This window comes from Brevibacterium otitidis (assembly GCF_042429315.1).
Taxonomy (GTDB): Bacteria; Actinomycetota; Actinomycetes; order Actinomycetales; family Brevibacteriaceae; genus Brevibacterium; species Brevibacterium otitidis.
Window position 1 is genome coordinate 40,448 of record NZ_JBHMAU010000032.1, and the last position, 16,852, is coordinate 57,299.

Annotated in this window: 18 protein-coding genes and 1 tRNA gene; 2 read left to right on the forward strand and 17 right to left on the reverse strand. The window is 67.4% G+C overall.

Going from position 1 to position 16,852, the window contains the following annotated elements; genetic code table 11:
* Positions 1–3: 3 nt before the first annotated feature.
* From ACFFN1_RS04345 to ACFFN1_RS04370, 6 genes are all read right to left on the reverse strand, one after another.
* Entirely contained in the window at positions 4–861 is an 858-nt protein-coding gene (locus ACFFN1_RS04345) for a hypothetical protein (RefSeq protein ID WP_376838953.1), read from the reverse strand.
* Positions 862–871: 10 nt separating this feature from the next.
* The gene (locus ACFFN1_RS04350) at positions 872–1,621 is read right to left on the reverse strand and encodes an ABC transporter ATP-binding protein (RefSeq protein WP_376838955.1); all 750 of its coding nucleotides are present in this window, start codon (positions 1,619–1,621) and stop codon (positions 872–874) included.
* Positions 1,622–1,791: 170 nt separating this feature from the next.
* Complete coding sequence (locus tag ACFFN1_RS04355; protein WP_217497276.1) at positions 1,792–1,923, reverse strand: putative transporter small subunit; 132 nt, start codon at positions 1,921–1,923, stop codon at positions 1,792–1,794.
* A gap of 6 nt (positions 1,924–1,929) precedes the next feature.
* Complete coding sequence (locus ACFFN1_RS04360; protein WP_376839011.1) at positions 1,930–3,657, reverse strand: sodium:solute symporter family protein; 1,728 nt, start codon at positions 3,655–3,657, stop codon at positions 1,930–1,932.
* Between the two features lie 425 nt (positions 3,658–4,082).
* On the reverse strand, positions 4,083–4,637 hold the full coding sequence (locus ACFFN1_RS04365) for a GNAT family N-acetyltransferase (protein ID WP_376838957.1): 555 nt from the start codon (positions 4,635–4,637) through the stop codon (positions 4,083–4,085).
* A gap of 167 nt (positions 4,638–4,804) precedes the next feature.
* Positions 4,805–4,877 (reverse strand) — tRNA-Ala (locus ACFFN1_RS04370).
* A gap of 163 nt (positions 4,878–5,040) precedes the next feature.
* Between ACFFN1_RS04370 and ACFFN1_RS04375 the strand changes: the two genes are divergently transcribed.
* The gene (locus ACFFN1_RS04375; RefSeq protein WP_376838958.1) at positions 5,041–5,961 is read left to right on the forward strand and encodes an alpha/beta fold hydrolase; all 921 of its coding nucleotides are present in this window, start codon (positions 5,041–5,043) and stop codon (positions 5,959–5,961) included.
* 20 nt (positions 5,962–5,981) lie between these two features.
* Here ACFFN1_RS04375 and ACFFN1_RS04380 read toward each other — a convergent pair whose 3' ends face one another.
* Genes ACFFN1_RS04380 through ACFFN1_RS04405 form a run of 6 tightly spaced genes read right to left on the reverse strand, consistent with a single transcriptional unit; the run spans position 5,982 to position 11,888 of the window.
* A complete protein-coding gene (locus tag ACFFN1_RS04380) occupies positions 5,982–6,362 on the reverse strand; it encodes a cation:proton antiporter (protein ID WP_376838959.1) in 381 nt (126 codons plus the stop codon).
* On the reverse strand, positions 6,359–6,619 hold the full coding sequence (locus ACFFN1_RS04385) for a transporter (RefSeq protein WP_376838961.1): 261 nt from the start codon (positions 6,617–6,619) through the stop codon (positions 6,359–6,361). The genes ACFFN1_RS04380 and ACFFN1_RS04385 overlap by 4 nt, the downstream gene beginning before the upstream one ends.
* On the reverse strand, positions 6,616–7,002 hold the full coding sequence (locus tag ACFFN1_RS04390) for a Na+/H+ antiporter subunit E (protein ID WP_376838963.1): 387 nt from the start codon (positions 7,000–7,002) through the stop codon (positions 6,616–6,618). Before ACFFN1_RS04390 ends, ACFFN1_RS04385 begins: the two co-directional genes overlap by 4 nt.
* The gene (locus ACFFN1_RS04395) at positions 6,995–8,515 is read right to left on the reverse strand and encodes a proton-conducting transporter transmembrane domain-containing protein (protein ID WP_376838965.1); all 1,521 of its coding nucleotides are present in this window, start codon (positions 8,513–8,515) and stop codon (positions 6,995–6,997) included. The genes ACFFN1_RS04390 and ACFFN1_RS04395 overlap by 8 nt, the downstream gene beginning before the upstream one ends.
* On the reverse strand, positions 8,512–8,844 hold the full coding sequence (locus tag ACFFN1_RS04400) for a sodium:proton antiporter (RefSeq protein WP_376838967.1): 333 nt from the start codon (positions 8,842–8,844) through the stop codon (positions 8,512–8,514). The genes ACFFN1_RS04395 and ACFFN1_RS04400 overlap by 4 nt, the downstream gene beginning before the upstream one ends.
* Positions 8,841–11,888, reverse strand: a complete 3,048-nt coding sequence (locus ACFFN1_RS04405; protein WP_376838970.1) for a DUF4040 family protein — start codon at positions 11,886–11,888, stop codon at positions 8,841–8,843. The genes ACFFN1_RS04400 and ACFFN1_RS04405 overlap by 4 nt, the downstream gene beginning before the upstream one ends.
* Before the next feature lie 201 nt (positions 11,889–12,089).
* On the opposite strand from ACFFN1_RS04405, the gene ACFFN1_RS04410 reads away from it, so the two are divergent.
* Positions 12,090–13,193: a glycosyltransferase family 4 protein gene (locus ACFFN1_RS04410; RefSeq protein ID WP_376838972.1), complete on the forward strand. Its 1,104-nt coding sequence runs from the start codon at positions 12,090–12,092 to the stop codon at positions 13,191–13,193.
* Between the two features lie 88 nt (positions 13,194–13,281).
* Here ACFFN1_RS04410 and ACFFN1_RS04415 read toward each other — a convergent pair whose 3' ends face one another.
* The 5 genes from ACFFN1_RS04415 to ACFFN1_RS04435 are packed head-to-tail and all read right to left on the reverse strand — an operon-like array spanning position 13,282 to position 16,791.
* Positions 13,282–13,899 (reverse strand): histidine phosphatase family protein, encoded by a 618-nt coding sequence (locus ACFFN1_RS04415; protein ID WP_376838974.1) that lies wholly within the window; start codon positions 13,897–13,899, stop codon positions 13,282–13,284.
* Positions 13,899–14,279: a ribosome silencing factor gene (gene rsfS, locus ACFFN1_RS04420; RefSeq protein WP_376838975.1), complete on the reverse strand. Its 381-nt coding sequence runs from the start codon at positions 14,277–14,279 to the stop codon at positions 13,899–13,901. Before rsfS ends, ACFFN1_RS04415 begins: the two co-directional genes overlap by 1 nt.
* A 26-nt stretch (positions 14,280–14,305) precedes the next feature.
* A complete protein-coding gene (locus ACFFN1_RS04425; protein WP_376838978.1) occupies positions 14,306–16,027 on the reverse strand; it encodes a hypothetical protein in 1,722 nt (573 codons plus the stop codon).
* A gap of 7 nt (positions 16,028–16,034) precedes the next feature.
* The gene (gene nadD, locus ACFFN1_RS04430; protein WP_376838980.1) at positions 16,035–16,634 is read right to left on the reverse strand and encodes a nicotinate-nucleotide adenylyltransferase; all 600 of its coding nucleotides are present in this window, start codon (positions 16,632–16,634) and stop codon (positions 16,035–16,037) included.
* Position 16,635: 1 nt separating this feature from the next.
* Positions 16,636–16,791, reverse strand: coding sequence for a hypothetical protein (locus tag ACFFN1_RS04435; RefSeq protein ID WP_376838982.1), 156 nt, complete (start codon positions 16,789–16,791; stop codon positions 16,636–16,638).
* Positions 16,792–16,852 lie beyond the last annotated feature (61 nt).

A 16,852-nucleotide genomic window follows, 5' to 3' on the forward strand; every position in this document is an offset into this window, starting at 1 on the left:
ATCCTAGCCAATCGCCGGTTCGCGCCGGCTGACAGTCAGGACCGCTGCTGCTGCGGCGACGAGCACCCAGCCGGCCAGCACGATGAGAGCCGCACCAGCGCCCAGCCCCTGGGCCTCGATCCCGAGGATCGCCTCGCTGTGCAGCGCGTCTGCCGGCAGGCCGAAGGGCAGCAGCTGTGCGACGGTGATGTCACCGGAGAACAGCGTGCTCAGCTGGCGCAGACCGGTCTCGAGCAGCCCGGCGGCGACGATGGCGATGATCGTCCACAGCTGCGACCGGATGAGGAAGCCGATGAGCGTGCCGAGCATGGCGACCAGACCGAGTCCTACGGCGCCGATCAGCCAGTTGGCGAGGAGCTCCGTCCAGCCCGGCAGGATGGCGTCGTGGAGCTGGCTGGCGGTCAGCAGCAGGCCGGCCGAGATCGTCACGAGAACGAGCGAGCCTGCGGTGACGGCCGCGCCGACGGCTGCCGTCTTGTGGGCCACGACTCGCCAGGGGCGGGACTCAGCGAGCATCGTCGGGATGATCGCACCGGTCCGGTACTCCCAGGTGGCTGCCACGGCGCCGATGATGAGTGCGCACCAGATCGGCACACCCAGGTCGCCTCCGCTGCTGGCGGTGATGTTGGCCAGCAGCCAGATGATGCCGGGGCTGTCGGGCTGCAGCGCTGCGCGTGCGGCGGGATCGAGGGAATCGGCGTTGGTCGCATTCGGGATGGTGTCATTCAGCCCGATGAGCGCGTCGAGCAGAGGGTCGATGAGCAGCATGACGATGCCGGCGAGCAGCACTGCGGCCGCCGCGGCGGCTGCCAGCACCGTGGTTGATCGGTTGTATCGGAGTTTGAGGAATTCGCTGAGCATGATCTGCCTTTCAGTGCGCTGCGGTCTGGCTCGTATGGGCGAAGAAGTGCGCTTCGAGGTCGTCGATCTCGCCGGCAGCCGGGGCCGAGGTGATGCGGCCGTTGTCGATGACGGCGAACCGGGTGGCGCTGCGGGTCATCTCGCTGAGGTTGTGACTGGTGACGAGCACCGTGCCGCCGAGTGCCGCGAAGTCGGTGATGAATTCCCGCAGCCAGCGGATTCCTGCCGGGTCGAGTCCGTTGCTCGGCTCGTCGAGGACGAGGGTGCGCGGACTGCCCAGCAGTGCACCGGCGAGACCGAGGCGCTGGCGCATGCCATAGGAGTAGCGGCCGATGCGCCTTCCTGCCGCCTCGGTCATCCCGACGATCGACAGGGTCTGGCTGATGGCGCTGTGGGCAGGCTCACCGCGCAGGCCCATGGCTGCGGCGCGTATGCGCAGGGCGTCGCGGCCGCGGTGGTGCGGGTTGAAGCCGGAGTTGTCGAGGGCGACGCCGATTCCGGATGCGTTGCCGTGCTGCCGGTAGGGGGCGCCGTTGATGTCGACGGTGCCGGAGGCGGGGCGGGCGAGTCCGAGCAGGCAGCGCAGGGTGGAGGACTTCCCGGAGCCGTTGGGGCCGATGAGGGCGAGTACGTCGCCGGGATCGGCGCGGAGGCTGACGTGGTCGAGGATCGTGCGCCCGGCGCGGCGGTAGACGAGGTCGCGGACGTCGATGGCTGGAGTCTTGTCGTCGGTGGCTGAGTTCTTCTGTGCTGTGTTCATGACTCCATGCTTGTTCAGGCATGCACACCGCCGCGTCTGGCTGAGGACGGAACTGTGATTGGTCCGCAAGGACTAAGCACGCAGGGCGGACGGCAGCAGTCTGTGCTGTCTGCCGTCCGCCCTGTCAGCGGTGCCGGGATCGGGTCTCAGATGACGACGTCGATCAGATCTCAGATGACCATGTCGTCGTTGCGCCGTGCGGCGCGGATGTCGGCGATGAAGCCTGTGACGATGAAGAGCAGCACGCCGGCGACGAGCACCGGCCACATGAGGGTGTACAGGGTCAGGATGGTGATGGACATCAGATGTCACTTCCTCTCATCAGGGGTGTTCGGAGTCGCCCGAGAGCCGGCGTGGTCAGCCGACTCGGCACTGTCGGCGCGGTCGGGTTCATCAGCGTGCCGCGCAGGGCCGTCGGCTGCATCGAGTGTGCGGAGTTCGGCATCGAAGTCGGTGTCCGCAGCGTCGTCATCGGTGGGGTCGAAGTCGCCGGTGATCTGCTGGATGACGTCGAAGTCGAAGTCCTGATCCGAGCGCACGGACATGCCCCAGCAGACGAGGAACGACACTGCGTAGGCGACAAGCGATGCGGAGAGCACCGTGTAGTCGCGGAGGAACCCGAAGCCGACGAAGCCGGTGGCGACCGTGGTGACGGCACCGACGATAAGCGCTGAGCGGAGACCAAAGAATCCGAAGGCCATGATGCCGAGCACGACGCCGACACCGATGATGGCCAGCGCCTCGACGATGAGCGCCCAGGCTCCGGTGACGGGGATGAGTTCGAAGCGCACCGGGATGAAGACTGCCAGCGCGGCAAGCACGGAGACCGTGAAGGCGCTGTTGGTGACCTTCTTCCAGTAGAACGACGCGATGACCGGGAAGACGAGGCAGCCCCAGAGCGCACCGACGAAGACGAGCAGGTCGAGGATGTTGAACCGGGCGGTGGCGAAATAGAGGGCGGCGCCGGTGGCGACGATCATCGTGACGCGGCCGATGAGCAGCATAGTGCGCGGATCGGCATTGCGGCGGCCGACGGACTGACCGTAGATATCGGTCATGACGATGGAGCTGAGCGCAGACAGATCCGAGTCGGCGGTGGAGGACAGCGAGCCGATGATCATGATGAAGGCGACGGCGACGAGGATGGCCGGCAGGTAGGTGGCAGCCATCTGCGGCAGCAGGTTGTTGACGTCGCCGTCCAGCGGCTGCACGCCGAGGTAGAGGGCCATGACACCGATCATGCCGATGCCGATGACCGAGGCGCCGTAGCCGATGGTGGCGGTGACGAAGGTCGGTTTGATGAGGTCCTGCCGTACCGCGAAGAGCCGCTGGGCGATCGTCTGGTTGCCGATGGCGTAGGCGAGGACGGCCGCGATGTAGGGAGCGCCCTGGTTCATGAAGGCATCCGAGGAGAAGAAGCTCTCCTGGGCGGCGGTGACGGTGCCGGCAGCCCGACCGGCTTCGAACATGTCCGGTCCGACTGCGGCGAAGAACACGATGGGGATGACGATGACGGTCGCGCCGAGCATCGCGCACACCTGAGCGAAGTCAGTCAGCACCGAAGCGCGGAAGCCCGACCACAGGGTGTAGAGGAGCACACCGGAAGCCACGATGAGGATGCCGCCGCCGAAGCTGATGGGGGAAAGCAGCGAGATGATCGCACCGCCGGCGATGAAGTTCGATGTCAGGGAGATGACCGAACCGAGCACATTCGAACCTGCGAGCATGAGCTGCGAGGACCGGCCGTGGCGGGCGTACATCACCTCAGCCAGGGTGTGTGCGCGGGGAGCGACAGCGCGGATGCGGCGCCCGAAGGGGTAGATGAACAGGATCATGAGCGCGCCCCACAGACCGTAGTGGATCGGGCCGGAGACACCGTAGGTGTAGCCTGCGGTGACCGAGGCGTACATCGACGAGGCCCAGATCCAGGTTGCCGTCATCGAGGCAGCGGAGATTCCGAAGCCGATCCGGTTGCCGGCGGTCATGTAGTCGTCGGCGTTCTCCTTCTTCTTCGAGATGGCCATCGACATCCACATGGTTCCGCCGTAGAACAGCAGGAGCAGAAGCACGATACCGGGGATGCCGAGCTGGACAAGGTGTGAAGTGTCAGAAGACGACGGCACAGATTCTCCGTTTCGATAGGGGCGAGAGGAGCGTCCGCGCCGGTGCCTTCCGAGCACATCAGACAGTGTCGGCGCAGAACAGTGCCGAAGTCAGATCCTGGCTTCGGCACATGTTCGATACAAGCACAACAAACGCTGAGATTCGAATCAGCACAGGCTGAGAAGCGGTTTTCGATTCCGCTCTTTCCCTTATGTGCGTAAGGCAGCAGGCGGTCGTCAAAAAAGTTTCATCCTCCCCTGTCAGACGCCGTGCCGGGCCGCTCATCCATGCATGGACGACGATGCTCGGACCGCGGCTTCGACGGCGGCTGCGCGAGCATCGTCCAGCGGCGATGTGCTCAGCGCAGCTGTGCAGCGTGAGCGCTGTACTCGGTCCAGCAGGTGCCGGTCCCCTCACGGGGATAGCTGCTGCCGGTGGGACGGAAGCCCATCCGCTCATAGGAGCGGATAGCGGCGGTGTTGCTGTCATCGACGTCGAGCAGCAGCCGCGGCCTGCCCATCCCTTCGGCGAGGTGCGCGGCCTCGCGCACGAGCGCAGCTGACACTCCCCTGCCCCGGGCGGCGGGGCGCACCCAGATCTTGGTGAGGATCGCCTCGTCAGCGGCCAGCGGCATATCCTCGGTGTAGCCCGTCAGCAGCAGCACGAGGCATCCGAGCGGCTCGTCGGTTTCGGCAGAGGACGCGTGCAGCACGATCCGGTCGTCACTCAGCTGGGCCCGCCAGTCGTCCGGGGTCAGCTGCAGGGCGTCCGCATAGGTCCCCCAGAAGGCCTCGGGGGAGTCCAGGAGCATTTCGAGCCGGAGCGCGCGGTGGGCTGACCAGTCAGCGGAGTCAAGACGCACGATCGTGAATGCTGCCGCGGGATCGTGTCCGCGCTGACCGGTTCGCGCCATTGCCTCTTCCTCATTCGACCGCCGTCTGTCGGACTCAGACTACTGCAGCAGACAGGCGGAGCAACGCGATGTCGTCGGTGACCGTGGGCTGCAGCGCGGCCGCGGCACGGGCGGCCGTGGAAACGAAAATCTCGGGCACTGCACGCAGTGTCCGAGATTTCAGAAAGTGGAGGTAAGGGGATTCGAACCCCTGACCTTCTCCATGCCATGGAGACGCGCTACCAACTGCGCCATACCCCCGTGTGGGTAGGTGTTCTCCCGAACGCCTGTATCGATGTTACTCATCCGCGCCGGAATTGCAAAATCAGCCCGGTGTGAGCTGCGCAACGCTGCGCCTCAGCGCCGCACCGCCCCACCTGAGCCCAGGACGTGCGCCGATCACCGGCCGCTAGACTCTCACTCAATGGACTTCGTGACCGGCTCCCGCAGCGATCTCTCCGTGCCCTTCCGGGACGGCGCACATCCGACGGCGCTATGGCACTACCCGGCGCGCAGCGGGTCCGCCCGCGCAGACCGCCGGCCGGTGTTGCTCATCCACGGCTTCCGCGGCGACCACCACGGTCTGTCGTTCATCGCCCATCACCTGCGCACCCGCGACGCCTACATCCCGGATCTGCCCGGCTTCGGCCAGACCCCGCCGCTGCCAGGCGGACTGACCTTGGCTGGCTATCTCGATCTCCTCGACGGACTCGTCACCGCGGTGACCTCTGCTGCGGGTGCTCCCCCGCTGGTCATCGGCCATTCCTTCGGTTCGATCCTGACAGCCAACTGGGCCGCCCGCACGATGAGCCGCACCGATCGCGCCCAGACGCCCACCGCCTCGGCGGCGGCACCGCTCATCCTGCTCAACCCGATCGTCTCCCCCGCTTTGGAGGGCACGAACAGGATCTTGACGCGCGCCGCGCAGGCCTACTACTGGGCCGGGCAGCGGCTGCCCGAGCGCGCCGGCACCGGGCTGCTGAGCAGCCGCATCATCGTCCGGCTCATGAGCGAGGTCATGGCCGCAAGCCGCGATCCGGGGCTGCGGGCGTTCATCCACGATCAGCATCGCCGGCACTTCTCGACGTTCTCCGACCGCCGTTCGCTCGCTGAGGCCTTCGACGTGTCGATCCGGCACACCGTCGCCGAGGCGGCAGCCGCCCTGACGATGCCTGTCACCATCGTCGCCGGGCGGGACGATGAGATCGCCCCGCTTCCCGCAACCGAGGCCTTCGGCGGCGCACTGTCGGATGCGCGCCTCGTCGTGTTCGATGGGGTCGGGCACCTGACGCACTATGAGCGCCCGGAGCAGATCGCTGCGCTCATCGACGCCGCCGAAGACTGAGCCGCGGGCGGTCTGACCGCTCAGTCGAGGTCGGCGTCGTCTTCGGGATTGCGCGGTTCGGCCAGGCGGTTGGGGTGGGTTTTGCGCCACACCGGCGAACCGCCCATGAACGTCGCGCGCGAGAGCGTGTTCGAGGCGACCGAGGACACGAGCAGCAGCGCGACGAAGGCGACGAACGCCATGAACAGGCGCATGAGGCTGAATCCGTCCTCCCACAGGGTGTAGATGTAAGCGGCCGCCAGGATCATCGGCATGCCGAGGCCGGTGGCCGGTGAGAAGACGTTGATGCGCGACAGCGCGTCCTTGGCGCGGAACATCGCGATGCCAGTGAAGAGGACGATCAGGCTGCCGGTGATGCCGAGGACACCGACGAGCACAGTGGCGAGAGTATCGGACATCATCGGTGCCCCCTCGTCTGAATGCGGGCCAGTGCGACGGTCGCGAGGATGCCGAGCAGCGAGGACAGGAAGATGACATCGAGGATGATCGACAGGTCCACGAGCATCGCGATGCAGGTGAGGATGCCGATGGCCGAAAAGTACACGAGGTCGCCGATGATGGCCCGCGAGCCCATGTCGATCGCGGTGAGTGCGCGCACCAGACCGATGACGATGCTCGCAGACAGGATGAGGATGCAGATCCAGAGCACAGCGATCACCGCACATCACCTGACTTCCTGCCTTCGCGGATCTGGCCCGGCGCGCGGCCGCGGGTAACCTTCAGCAGCCGCGATTCCATATCTCGGAGCCCTTCGAGTGCTTCGTCCTCGGAGTCGGAGAACAGCGAGTGGACGAACAGGGTGGGCGGACGGTGGTCGTCACCGGCGCCCACGGCGACGACGAGCGTGCCGGGGGTGATGGTGATCGAGGAGGCCATGAGCGTGATCTCGACATCGGTCACGCAGCGCAACGGCAGTTCGACGATCATCGGATGACCGTAGGTGCCGGGTTTGAAGATGTGGGTGATGACGTCGATGCTGCCGCTGACGACCTCTTTGAGGATCCAAGCGGTGTAGCCGAGCGCGTTGATCGGATTAAACATGTCCGAGCACCGCCTCCAGATAGGGGGTGATGTTGAGCAGGCCCTCGGCTGCCCGGTCGGTGAGCGGGATGACGAGCTGCGCGCCGAAGAACAGGAACACCGATACGGCGATCATGATCGCCCCGGGCATGAGCAGTCCGAGCGGGACCCGCACCTCGGCGGTGAGCTCCGTCGCCGGTGCCCTGCCGGTCTGCTGTGAGTCCGGATGGTAGGTGGTCATGTCCGCGCCCCAGAAGGTGTTCGACCACATGCGCTGCAGCGCCAGCAGCGCGATGATCGAGCCGATGACGATCGTCGTGAGGATGATCCATGCGCCGGGCCTGCCGGAGTTCGCGGTGGCGAGCACGAGGCCGACCTTGCCCCACAGTCCCGAGGTGGGCGGCAGGCCGATGATGCTGAAGAGCCCGAGCACCATGAGCACGGTCGCGAGCTTCTCGCGCCGGGCCAGGCCGGAGAGCTTCTTGAAGGCGCCGGTGCCGTAGGTCTGTTCGACCGCACCGAGGACGAGCAGCAGCCCGGCCATCGTGATGATGTGGTGGACGAGGTAGTACATGCCGGCCGAGAGCGCCGCGGCGGTCATGAGCGCAACACCGATGAGGATGTGGCCGACGCCGTTGGACATCGTGAATGCCAGCACATTGCGTGCGCGGTGCTCGCCGAAGGCGGACACGGCCGAGAGCAGGATGGTGACGACGACGAGGGCGACGAGCACCCATGCCCAGGGGGCCGGCTGACCGTAGACGGCGGTGTAGACGCGGTAGACGGCGTAGAGGCCGACCTTGGTGTGCAGGGCGGAGAACAGCGCCATCATGCCCGCCGAGGTGTTCGGGTAGGAGCGGATGAGCCAGCCGTGCATCGGGGCGGCGCCGGCCTTGGCGAGGAAGGCGACGAGGACGAAGCCGATCGCCAGCGACAGCTGCGGGGAGACGTGCCCGAGCGCGGCGATCCCGGCGATGTTGACGGTGCCGGCGGCACCGTAGACGAAGCCGACGCCGATGACGAGGATCGTGGAGATGAGCAGGTTGACGATGACGAACATGCGTCCGACGCCGAGCCGTCGCCAGGTGCCGGTGACGGCGATGAGGGCGTAGGACGGCAGCACCATGACCTCGATGAAGACGAAGAGGTTGAACATATCGCCGGTGAGGAAGGCACCGTAGACGCCGGTGAGCATCATGAGCACGAGCGAGGGCACGAACCGGTACTGGTCCTCACCGGTGGTGATGAGGAACAGGCAGCAGACGAACGCCGCCAGCGAGGTCACCGTGAGCATGAGAGCGGTGAAGGTGTCGGAGACGAACGGGATCGCCAGGCCGTCTTCGTAGCCGCCGACGGAGTGGGCGATGACCGGCACGCTCTGGTGGTAGATGAGCAGGCCGATGCCGAAGCTGCCGATGATGACCGGCACAGCCAGCAGCACGGCGCCTTCGAAGGCGCGCGAGCGGATGATCGTGGTGATGGCCGCTCCGAACAGCGGGATCGCGATGATGAGCAGCAGCAGGGCGGGGGTCACGACTGGTGAGCCTCCCCTGTCTCCGGGGTGCGGAACTGGTCGTCATCGTGGCCGAGGACCGCCATCGCGAGCATGAAGATCGTCACCGCCAGGGTGATGACGATGGCCGTGAGCACGAAGGCCTGCGGCAGCGGATCGGCAGCCAGCGCCGCATCGGTGCGGTCAGCCAGCGGCTCACCGCGCCAGGCGGACACCCCGGAGGCCAGCAGTGCGAAGTTCGCTGCATGTGAGATGAGGGTGAGGCCGAAGACGGCGCGCACCATGGAGCGCTGCAGCAGCAGGTACACCCCGCCTGCGGTGAGAACGCCGACTGTGACTGCCAGGATCATTCTCCACGCTCCTTCATCTGGGTGCCTGAGCCGATGTGCCTCGATGATCTCGACAACCGGGTATGGTCGCTGTCTTCTCGGAAGTAGTCCTCGGCTGTGGGCGGCTCGCCTCGCATGTTCTCCATCGGTCCGGCCAGCTCGCCGTAGACCATCTCATCGGTGCGCTCACGGGTGCGCTCGTGGTCGACGACATCGCGGTGCATCTCGCCGAGGTAGAGGACGTCGTCACCGGCTGGGGTGAAGGCCGAGTCCGAGGTGCCGAGCAGGTTGAAGGACACGAGGATGAGTCCGACGACGGCGAGGTAGACGCCGACGTCGAAGACGAGGGAAGTCGTCATGTGCACGCCGAGCAGCTCGAACTGGATGGGTTCGAGGAAGGAACCGGCGAAGACGAGGCCGTAGATGCCGGTGAGGACGGCCACGCCGATGCCGCCGCCGATGAGGAACAGCGGTGCTCGCGGCGGGCCGATCGCCCGGTCGGACGAGGTCGACATGTACAGCAGGCCGACGATGGCCGAGCCGACGAGGGCTGCGATGAAGCCGCCGCCGGGCTCATTGTGCCCGCGCCAGAAGATGAGCGCCGAGGTGATCGCCAGGATCGGGCCGACGAAGCGGATCATCAGCTGCATGGCCACGACGTTCGGCCATGACAGGGTGACGGCACGGTGGGCCATCGAGCCGCGGGGGCGCAGCACGATCCACGGCCGGCGCGGCATCTCCGGGACCTCGGAGGCGGGCGGGTCGATGAACTTGTCGCGCACCGTCGACATGACTGCGACGATCGCGATGCCGGCCATGCCGAGCACGGTGAGCTCGCCGAGCGTATCGAGCGCACGGAACTCGACGAGGATGACGTTGACGATGTTGTTGCCGCCGGACACCTCGGGAGCTTCGTTGAGGTACCACATGGCGATCTCGGAGCGTTCGCGCCGCCCGCTCATCGCCCACGTCATCCCGCCCATCGCCAGGCCGGCGAGGACGGCCAGGGCGCCGCGGCGCATCTGTATGCGCTTGGGGTACTTCCAGAAGGTGCGCGGGAGCTTCTGCAGCACGAGCATGATGACGATGATCGTCATCGCTTCGACGAGCAGCTGGGTGAGGGTGACATCCGGTGCGCCGATCGCCATGATCTGCACGGTCGCCAGGATGCCGACGGCCGACAGCGCGACGGTGGCGGTCATCCGGGAGCGGGAGAAGCACACGGCGATGACGGAGAAGCTGATGAGCCCGAGCAGCACGAAGTCGATCGGCCGCGAGAGATTCGGCTGCGCTGCCGGCAGCCCGTCGCCGCGCATGACGACGGCGAGGCCGCCGAGCGAGACGACCGAGAGCATGCCGATGATCGCGGCGACGTGCGGAGCGGCGCGCTCTTCGCCGATGATGCGGGTGGCGCGGCCGCCGAGGCGTTCGAGTCCGGCGGTGATGCCGCTGATGACGGCTGCGCCGTCGAAGGGCAGGGTCGCGGCGGTGAAGAACCGCCAGGCGCGGTGCCGGCTGAGGATGATGATGACACCGGCGGTGATGATGAGCGCCGAGGCGATGAGTTCTGGGGTGATGCCGTGCCACAGCGCCAGGTGCGGTTCCGGTGCGGTGCCTGGCAGCGCGGCCGAGGCGGCGGGGACGACGAGCTTCTCCAGCACCGGCAGCATGAACGCCAGCGGCACCGATGCGAGGATCGGCACGGCGGCGAAGGTGAGCATGATCGGATCTTCGTGTCCGAGATCAGCCGGCTTCGCCTCGGGCCCGTCGACGAAGCTGCCGAAGACGATCTTGGCGCAGTAGGCGAAGGTGAGCACCGAGGCGGCGGCTCCGGCTATGAGCGCGAGCCAGCCCAGCGCTGCCGCGCCGGGGGTCTCGCGCAGGGCCATGAAGATCGTCTCCTTCGACGCGAAGCCCAGCAGCGGCGGGATGCCGGCCATCGAGGCGGTGCCGATGATCGTGACGATGAACGACAGCGGCGCGATGCGGCGCAGCTGCGGGATCTGGCCGAAGATGCGGGTGTGGCCGATGTGGTCGACGACGCCGACCATCATGAAGAGTCCGGACTTGAACAGCGCATGGGCGATGACGTGGAGGATCGCTGCAGCCAGCGCGAGCTCGCTGCCGACGCCGATCGCGGCGATGATGAGGCCGAGCTGGCTGACCGTCGAATAGGCCATGAGCTTCTTCAGGTCCGCCTGGTTGAGTGCGAACCAGCCGCCGAGCGCGGTGGTGATGAGGCCGGCGGTGATGAGCAGGCCGTTCCAGGCCGGTGTCGCGTGGAAGGCGGGGCTGAAGCGGATGACGAGGAAGATGCCGGCCTTGACGACCGCAGCCGCGTGCAGATACGCGCTCACCGGGGTGGCGGCGGCCATCGCATCGGGCAGCCAGGAGTGGAATGGGAACTGCGCGGACTTCGTCATCGCTGCGACGGCCACGAGCAGCGCCACGGCGGTGGTGGCGGCCGGGTTCTCGGCCCAGAAGCCGGCGGTGAGCGCCTCGGCGATGTTCGTGGTGCCGGTGACGGCGATGATGAGTCCGACGGCCACGAGCAGCAGCAGACCGCCGATGAAGGTCATGAGCATCGTGCGGAAGGCCGGTGCGTGGCCTGTCTCCCCGGAGCGGGCGATGAGCATGAAGGATGCCAGCGAGGTCAGCTCCCAGGCGATGAACAGCACGAGCAGATCGTTCGTCAGCACGAGCACGACCATCGCGAAGGTGAAGGAGACCATCAGCCAGTAGAAGCTGAGGTTGCGCCCGGGGTCGAGGTAGCGCGTGGAGTAGAACAGCACGGCTGCGCCGATGAGCAGCGCGATGTGGGTGAAGACGACGCCGATGCCGTCGATGCGGAAGGCCAGGTCGACGTTGAATGCCGGCAGCCACGGCAACGCCCACTGCGGTGTCTGTCCTGCCAGCACCTGGGTGGTGGCCGGCATGAACGCGGCTGCGGCTGCGATGTATCCGGCGCCGATCGGCCAGCCGGAGGCCCGTCCGCAGACCGTGGTGATGAGTGGCGTCAGTGCGACAAGTGCTGCCAGCAGCACGAGGGTGGCAAGTCCGGTCATGGATGTTCCGTCCGCCCGCTCGTGACAGCGACCTCGGACTTGAGGGCGGCACAAGCGCCGGCGGGCACGAGGGCGGGGGTCGCGTGGAACATGGTCAACATACTATAGACACTGAACGAACCTGGCCAAAACGCTGAGAGACAGCCCAGCGCCCCAGGTGGGCCCCACTGCCGGCAGCGGCGTCCTCTAGGCTGGACGGCGATGAGACTCTTCTTCGATGCCCGCTTCACCCGGATGACCCGCCATGATGGGATCTCCCGCTACGGTGCCGAACTGCTGCGCGCGCTCCTTGAACTCACCGCCGGGACCGAGGTCGAGGTCACTGCGATCAATCACGACGACCGGCAGCTTGCGCTGCTGCCCGAGGTCCCCACCGTCACGCTCAATTCCCCGCTCTCACCGGCGGAGGCGTGGATCGGCACGAAGCTCAACCGCCTCGGCGCCGATGTCGTCTTCTCCCCCATGCAGGTGATGGGTTCGTGGCCGCGCCGCTACCGTCTCATCCTCACGATCCACGACCTCATCTACTACTCGCATCCGCAGCCGCCCAAGGATCTGCCGGCGCCGGTGCGCGGCATCTGGCGGCTCTATCACCAGGCGCACTGGCCGCAGCGGCTGCTGCTCGACCGCGCCGATGCGGTGGCGGCGGTCTCCGAAACGACCGCGGGGCTGCTCGCCGAGCACGGCTTCACCCGCCGGCCGGTGACCGTCATCCGCAATGCGGCCACTGCCCCGGAGACGCTGCCCGAGCGCAGCTCAGGTCATGATGCGCGCACGCTCGTGTACATGGGTTCGTTCCTGCCGTACAAGAACGTCGAGACTCTCGTGCAGTCGCTGCACTGGCTGCCGGGGTGGACGCTGCACCTGGCGAGCCGGATCACCCCGCAGCTCGAGGCGCGGCTGCGCAGCATCACTCCCGACTGCGCCCGCGTCGTGTTCCACCGCGGGATCAGCGATGCGGACTATGAGCAGCTGCTCGATTCCGCGACTGCGCTCGTCATGCCCTCCTTCGAGGAGGGCTTCGGGCTGCCGGTCGTCGAGGCGATGAGCCGCGGAGTGCCGGTGGCGCTCTCAGACATCCCGGTGTTCCACGAGCTCGCCGCAGGCGTCGCGGAATTCTTCGACCCGCACGATCCCGAGGCGATGGCTGCAGCGATCCTGCAACTCTCGCATGCCGAGCGATGGCAGCAGGCCGCCGCGGCTGGCCGTGCGCAGGCACTGACGTTCAGCTGGGAACATTCCGCGCAAAAGCTGGTCGATCTTGCGCGCGAGCTGCACGCGCAGGGGCCGCTGCGGCGGCGCTGAGAAGGGGCGGCCGGTCCCGAGATGGGACTGCCGGCCCCGAGGTGAGGTTGCCGCTCCCGAGGTGACCGCAGGCTGGCGTGCCGATGCCTCAGGCGGGCGTATCGGTTGCGCTCATCCCCCAGTTGCGCAGCACCCAGGAGTCCCGGCGCGGGGTGAGCACACCGTAGGCGCAGTTGCCGAGCACGCCGAGGCTGCCGCTGGACTCACCCATCCCGAGCAGCTCCTCTGCCGCACCGCGCAGCACGGCGCCGTGGGCGACGATCGCGATGGCACCGTCGAAGTCGCCGATCTCGGCGACGAGGGCGCGGATCGCCTGCACAACCCGGTTGGCTGACTCGCTGCGGCTCTCGCCGCCGGGTGGACGCATGTCCTGCCCGCCGAGCCAGGCTGCCAGCAGCTCGGGCCAGATCTCTCTGATCTCGTCACGGGTCTTCGACTCCCATTCGCCGACGCTGAGCTCGCGCAGCAGCGGATTCTCCTGCACTTCGACGCCGAGCCTGCCGGCGATGGCGTCTGCGGTCTCACGCGCCCGGGACAGATCGGAGGAGACGACCATGCGGATGTCGTGGCCGGCGAGTTCAGCCGCCACCGCGGCGGCCTGCTCGCGGCCGAGGGCGTTGAGCGGAATATCGGCGTGCCCCTGGAAGCGGCCCTCACGGTTGAAGTCGGTTTCGCCGTGTCGGACGAAGTACAGTGCGTCCACCATCAGTGCTGCTCCCCTGCCTCGTCGATGTGGAGTTCGACGACCGGACAGTCCTTCCACAGGCGTTCGAGTGCATAGAACTGCCGGTCCTCGGCGGTGAAGACGTGGACGACGAGGTCGCCGAAGTCGATGAGCGACCAGCCCGAGGAGCCTTTGCCCTCACGCCGGGTCGGCTTGACGCTGTGGGTGCGGCGCAGCGCCTCTTCGACAGCGTCGATGACAGCACCGGCCTGCCGCTCATTGGACACGGAGGCGATGAGGAAGATGTCGGTGAGGTACAGCTGCTCGCTGACGTCGAGGGCGACGATGTCGGTGCCCAGCTTGTCGGCGGCAGCCTGGCCGGCGGTGCGGGCCAGAGTGATCGCGTGGTCGGTAGCCGTCACGCAGGTCCTTTCGTTGCGGAGCTTCCTCAGAAGATGAGTATGAGGGCGAAGACGATGAGCGCGAGCGCTGCGATGCCGGCGACACCGAGCACGATGAACGGCAGCTTCGACGGCTCACCGTCGTAGAGGATGTCGCCGTCTTCATGGGTGATCTGACGTGCGCTCATCGGCGGGGCCGGCGGGCTGGCGAGCTCATCGCCTTCCCCGGCGTCAGGGGCTTCCCAGGATTCGACGGCGTCGCCTTCGACCTCTTTTTCGAGCTCTTCGGCCGGGATCGCATCGATCGGGGTGGTCATCGGACCCGAGGCCGCCACCCGCAGCTCATGGTCGTCGAGCTCAGCCGGATCGCGCTGATCGGCGGCGTCGGCGGCCGTGGGAGCCTCAGACTCAGCGGACTTCTCAGCCTGGGGCTGCGCCTGCGCAGGCGCGCCCGTCGCAGGTGCCTGCGTGGCGGGCACAGCCGCGGGAGCTGCGGCCGTCGGGCTCTCGGCTGTGGCGTTCTCGGCTGCCGCGCCCGAGGCGGTGGCCGCCTCAGCTTCTTCGGCACGCCGGGCCTTGTCGATGGCCTCCTGGGTGCGGGTCAGCTGCATCGCGCCGGTGACGACGCGGATGCCTTCGGTGCGCGGCGGTCTGACGACCGGGGCGCGCCGCTGGCGGCGGGCCGTGAGGTCGTGTCCGCTGTCGGGGGTCGCAGCTCCTGTGGCCGGGCAGGCGTTGTCCGGCACGGGCGTCGCCGCTGCTGACTGCTCGGGGGCGGCGGCCTGCTGGGCAGACGGCGCTGCGGCAGGCTGGGCGGAACTCACCGGTGCGCCGGACTGGGCCGCCGAGGGCGACGGCGCCGGGGCATCCGGACGGTCGACAGCTGCTATCCGCTGGGTGCCGACGTCCTCCGGACGCATCTGATCTGCAGACGCACCGCTGGCGGGTGCGCCAGCGCCCTGCGAGCCCGTGGTCTGCGGGTAGCTGGACTCAGAATCGTCGACGAGGTCACCGGCGAGGTTCGTCAATGAGGCCTGGCGGGCAGGCGCGGCCGGATAGCGCGGCTCCTCCGGGGTGCCTGTGTCCGCGACGGAGGGTGCCGGCGGGCGCGGTGTCATGGGAGCGGTCTGCTCGGCTGCCGGAGCGTCCTGTGCCGTCGGAACGTCATGGGCGGTCGGGACGTCCTGCGCGGTCGGGCCGCTCGCTGCGACAGCTGCGCGGCCCTGCTGCTCGGCTGACGGCTGCCCCACTTCCGGCTGCCCGGCTGACCGCTGCGCGGCTTCGCCTTCGGGTGCATCGACCGGTGTCGGCAGCAGGCCGTGCTCACGCATATAGCGGCGGCGCTCAGCGCGCGTGGCGAACGTCGGCATCTCAGCTGCGGCATCGGCGGCGTCACCACCGGCCGCCGGAGCATGCTCGGGCTTCGGCGACGACGAAACCGGCTGAGCCGGTGATGGCGTCGACTGCACCTGCTGCGCAGGCTCCGGTGCCTGCTGCACAACAGGAGCCTGCTCGGCTGCCGGCGCGGGAGCCGAGGGATCATCGCTGCGGCGCCGGGAAGCCGCCGCCTGCGGCTGCGCTTCCTCGATCGGGCGGTCCGCTGCCAAGGGACCGCGCTCATGGCGCACGGGCACCACCTCGGCGTCGGAGAAGGACGGGGCAGGTGAGGAGTCTGCAGGCTGCGATCCGATCCGCCCGCCGGCCTGGCGAGCTTCGAAGGCCTCCTCGGCAGCGCGCCGCTCAGCTTCCCGGCGCGCTCTGCGGGACATGAACTCCTCAGCCATCGTCACTCCTGTACAACTCGTGCTTTGCGATGTACTGCACGACACCATCGGGCACCAGGTACCAGACCGGCAGACCCTTCTCCACGCGCGCACGGCAGTCGGTGGAGGAGATCGCCAGCGCCGGGATCTGCAGCTGGCTCAGCTCATCGGTCGGTAGCCCCTCACCGGTGAGGTCGTGCCCGGGCCGGGTGACGCCCACAAAATGCGCCAGCGAGAACAGCTCGTCGACGTCCTTCCACGTCAGGATCTGTTCGACAGCATCGGCGCCGGTGATGAAGTACAGCTCGGTGTTGTCACCATACACCTGGGCCAGATCGCGCAGCGTGTCGATGGTGTAGGTCGCCCCGGGCCGATCGATGTCGACCCGGGAGACCGTGAACCGCGGATTCGAGGCGGTCGCGATGACCGTCATGAGATAGCGGTGCTCAGCAGCAGTGACGTTCTGCTTCTGATAGGGGATGCCGGTGGGCACGAAGACGACCTCGTCCAGATCGAACATGGCCGCCACTTCGCTGGCGGCAACCAGGTGACCATTGTGAATGGGATCGAAGGTGCCGCCCATGACACCGACTCTGCGCGGACCTGATGACATATCAGTGGCGGTGCGAAATGCCCTTCCACGACATCGTGACGAACATGAGGAACATCAGGATGCCGAAGGCGATGAGACCGAAGTAGATCGGGTCCATCGGCAGTTCGATCACTTGATGATGCTCGGTTGCCTGGGCGAGCAGAATGGCGGTCTTCACTCAGTTTCTCCTTGTGTCAGGTGGTGCCGGCGTCCGCGCGAACGCGGCGACTGTCACCAGT